At 41.2% G+C, this 3,480-nt stretch carries 7 protein-coding genes and 1 pseudogene; 7 read left to right on the top strand and 1 reads right to left on the bottom strand.

The annotated features are described in order from the left end of the window. Positions 1–304 precede the first annotated feature (304 nt). The 7 genes and pseudogenes from U1E44_RS16680 to U1E44_RS16820 all read left to right on the top strand — a co-directional run bounded on the left by U1E44_RS16680 (position 305) and on the right by U1E44_RS16820 (position 3,420). Positions 305–550 (top strand): hypothetical protein, encoded by a 246-nt coding sequence (locus U1E44_RS16680; protein WP_322932249.1) that lies wholly within the window; start codon positions 305–307, stop codon positions 548–550. Continuing rightward, positions 534–803 carry a hypothetical protein gene (locus tag U1E44_RS16675; protein ID WP_322932248.1) on the top strand — a complete coding sequence of 90 codons (270 nt, stop codon included), beginning with the start codon at positions 534–536 and terminating at the stop codon, positions 801–803. Before U1E44_RS16680 ends, U1E44_RS16675 begins: the two co-directional genes overlap by 17 nt. A 34-nt stretch (positions 804–837) precedes the next feature. Further along, complete coding sequence (locus tag U1E44_RS16670; protein ID WP_322932247.1) at positions 838–1,143, top strand: hypothetical protein; 306 nt, start codon at positions 838–840, stop codon at positions 1,141–1,143. A 15-nt stretch (positions 1,144–1,158) separates the two neighbouring features. Then, positions 1,159–1,452 (top strand): annotated as a pseudogene (locus tag U1E44_RS16665) (protein NO VEIN domain-containing protein); the annotation flags it as partial. Positions 1,453–1,507: 55 nt separating this feature from the next. Beyond that, positions 1,508–2,326 (top strand): type IV toxin-antitoxin system AbiEi family antitoxin domain-containing protein, encoded by an 819-nt coding sequence (locus U1E44_RS16660; protein ID WP_322932246.1) that lies wholly within the window; start codon positions 1,508–1,510, stop codon positions 2,324–2,326. After that, a complete protein-coding gene (locus U1E44_RS16655) occupies positions 2,323–3,114 on the top strand; it encodes a nucleotidyl transferase AbiEii/AbiGii toxin family protein (protein WP_322932245.1) in 792 nt (263 codons plus the stop codon). The genes U1E44_RS16660 and U1E44_RS16655 overlap by 4 nt, the downstream gene beginning before the upstream one ends. A gap of 33 nt (positions 3,115–3,147) precedes the next feature. Then, the gene (locus U1E44_RS16820; protein ID WP_323673922.1) at positions 3,148–3,420 is read left to right on the top strand and encodes a four helix bundle protein; all 273 of its coding nucleotides are present in this window, start codon (positions 3,148–3,150) and stop codon (positions 3,418–3,420) included. Here the strand turns inward: U1E44_RS16820 and U1E44_RS16890 are convergent. Beyond that, positions 3,386–3,478 (bottom strand): hypothetical protein, encoded by a 93-nt coding sequence (locus U1E44_RS16890; protein WP_416242069.1) that lies wholly within the window; start codon positions 3,476–3,478, stop codon positions 3,386–3,388. The two genes, U1E44_RS16820 and U1E44_RS16890, sit on opposite strands and share 35 nt — an antisense overlap. Positions 3,479–3,480: the final 2 nt, after the last annotated feature.

The raw sequence follows: 3,480 nt of genomic DNA, 5'->3' as shown, positions 1-3,480 counted from the left end.
TAGGTGGTTCACTTTCATCCGGCGAGCTATGCTCACTTTATCCCGGCCAAAGTGGTATACTATGTCCGTTGTTTGCACACTGGCCACCTACCACCGTTGCTTGAAAAACCTCCATGACTGGAAATACCTTCATTATATGCCCTCTCATAACCCCTATCAGGGCAGTCAGGTGAGGATGCTCAAATTCGGTACAAGCTCTGAACAACTACCAAATAAGTTGGAAACAACTACTGAACAAGTATTAGTACCTAATATAAACCTATACAAACCTTTAAGAAACTTAAATAAACAAAACACACACACTATGGAAAATGAGGTTGTTTTATTTTTTAAAGAAAAAAAATGGCCTGCTGTTGAAGGAAAAAAATTCTTTCACCATTATTCCAGTTTAGATTGGACGCTCAACGGAACGACCAGCATCACCAACTGGAAGGCACTAGCCGAAAAATGGATGATCAATGGCATCCGCGTCCTTGAGCCTAAAACAGTAAAGCCGATTAAAGACCATCTCCGAACCGTAAAACACAAAGATTATGGAAAACCCCTCTAGGATCGAGGAAGGCGGCGTGGTGTATACCCTGGCAGACGTGATTGGTGGAAAATTAATATACAACTTTCCAAGAATTTTGCGCTATTTGGATGTTAAAGGGAAAAAATTGTTTGGATCCGAATTCAAAATACATACGGAAGACCATGAAATACTGTTGAAGCTGGCCAATTACTTTATCCGGGATGAAGATCGGTGTCGGGAAAACGGCATTGACATCTACAATGTAGCCTTCCCCAGATGCATTAGACCGTAGAGGGTATCTGGAGTCTGCCTTTACACAAGTCATTATGGACTTACAAGTTGGCATACAAGAACTTCAAGGGAAAGTGCTTTTGGGTGATCATAAGGTGCAGGAAAAGATTTTGAAAAAACAGGAACGCATCAACGAACTTATAGAGAAAAAGAAAAGTCGATTGGAAAGTTTGGATTTAATGACTCAGCTCAATCCAAAGGCTCCTGAAGTATTGGGCTGTGCTTATGTAGTACCTCTCACACAGGTAGAATACGTAGGTCACTATGGCATGAGCCGTGATGATGAGGCTGAAGCAATAGCCATGCAATCTGCTATGGATTATGAAATAAGTGTGGGTTGACAACCACAAGATGTCAGCGCAAATAATGAAGGGTATGATGTAAAAAGCATCAGTCCGGAAGAATTGAAGCGATACATTGAAGTGAAAGGACGAAGGGCAGGTGATGGCAGTGTAATGCTGAGTGAAAATGAAATGAACCGATTAGCGCAGTTGGGTGATGCGGCTTGGTTGTATATCGTGATGAACTGTAAAAGCGAACCCGAGCTGTACCGCATTCAAAACCCAGCAAAGGCGCTCAAGTTCGAATTGAAAATCAAAGGAGTGCAATACTTTTTGGCGATGGCAGAATGGAAAAACAAAATAGGATAGATTTTTTGCGAAAAGTACCGAAATATGGTACCTTTCGCAAAATATTACTCTTCAGATGGCAGAGCAAAATGAAATATCAATCAACCAATGGCTGGACAATTTACTAGCTAAGGGAGCCTATGGCTTTTCCAAAGATGTTTTGCAGAGTGAAATTCCAAACTACTCTGATATTGCCATTAAAAGAGCCTTGAGCAGGCTAAGCACAAAAGGGAAAATAATATCCTTGTACAAAGGTTATTACTTACTTATTCCACCCCAATACTTATCCAAAGGCATTCTGCCACCTCCTTTGTATTTGGATGCTTTTATGAAGTATCTGCAACGGCCGTATTATGTGGCACTGCTTAATGCAGCAGCCTTTCATGGCGCATCGCATCAGCAGCCCCAAGAGTATTTTGTCATAACAGGATTCCCGGTGCTTCGTTCTACGCTAAAAAAGGGGCTCAAGGTGAATTACATAAGTGTTAAAGAAATTCCCGACCCACTGATTGAAAAAAGAAAAACAGAAGCTGGCTACCTTAACATTTCAAATGCAGCATTGACGGCCTGCGATTTGGTTCAGTTTGAAAAACGAATAGGTGGGCTAAACCGGGCAGCTACTGTCCTCAATGAGCTGACTGAAGTTATCAAGCCGTCTGATTTCTCAGAGACTCTTTTGCAGCATACACCAGCGACTGCTTTACAACGATTGGGTTATTTATTAGAAAACGTGTGCTTTAATCAGGAATTGGCAGATACGCTGTATGAGTCCATGGAGCGGGGAAAATTGAAATTCTTTAGAATACCACTGAAGACAGCTAAAGAAACCATAGGCTATTCTTCAGAGAACAGATGGAAGGTGATTGTGAATACAGAAATAGAGATTGACGAATGATACCACAGGCTTATATAACAGAATGGAGCCAGCAGGTGCCTTGGCAAACCAACGAACAGGTGGAGCAAGACCTGGTTATTTGCCGTGCGCTGGTCGAAATATTCTCTGATGATTGGTTAGCCGATAGTCTTTCATTTCGGGGTGGTACCGCCTTGCATAAACTCTACCTGCAACCACAGCCCCGATACTCAGAAGATATAGACCTGGTGCAGGTGAGAGCAGAACCTATAAAAGAAACAGTACAACGTTTACAAACAGCCCTGTCATTTTTAGGTGATTCTGCCGTGAAACCTAGAAGGGACGGAACACAGATTATTTGTCGTTTTGATTCTGAATTTCCTCCTTCAATTAGACTAAGGTTAAAGGTAGAAACAAATACACGTGAGCATTTTACTGTGCATGGGTTACAGCCGTTTCCCTTTGAAGTTAAATCTTCATGGTTTAATGGCAAATGTGAGCTTACGACTTACCGATTGGAAGAACTTTTAGGCACCAAACTCCGAGCGTTATATCAACGCAGAAAAGGACGGGACCTTTATGATATGTTCATTGCTTTAAGTCAGCAACCAGATTTGGACAAAGAAGCTTTGCTGCATAGTTACCGGGAATACATGAAATTCTCAGTAGAACATCCTCCAACTCAAAAACAATACCTGCTCAATATGGAAGCCAAAATGCAGGATGCAGAATTTTTGGGAGACACTACGGCTTTATTGCGGCCTGATGTGCCTTACAATCCTCAAGAGGCCTACGAATTAGTGAGAACAGAATTAATTGAAAAGATATGAGAAGTTATCAGTAGACGGTAAATAGTTAACAGTATGCAGGATTACAAAAACATAATTGTTTGGCAAAAGGCTCATCAGTTGGTGAAAGATATTTACTTGCTCACAACTGAATTTCCTAATCATGAGCTATTTGGAATTACTTCTCAAATACGGAAAGCAGCTGTATCCATACCAACTAACTTTGTTGAAGGTTCAGGTAAACTAACACAAGCTGATTTCGCCCGCTTTTGCAAGATAGCCTATGGGTCTGCAGCCGAACTGGAATATTTAACTATGTCCGTTGTTTGCAGTCCCTGTTTTGATTGAAAAAATGTTCTTGTTCTGATTTAGGAACACCTTCATTTTCCTTTTCCAAATAGGCCACAA

Source organism: Aurantibrevibacter litoralis, from assembly GCF_034651555.1.
Classification (GTDB): domain Bacteria; phylum Bacteroidota; class Bacteroidia; order Flavobacteriales; family Flavobacteriaceae; genus Aurantibrevibacter; species Aurantibrevibacter litoralis.
This window is presented reverse-complemented; position numbering and strand designations above follow the sequence as displayed.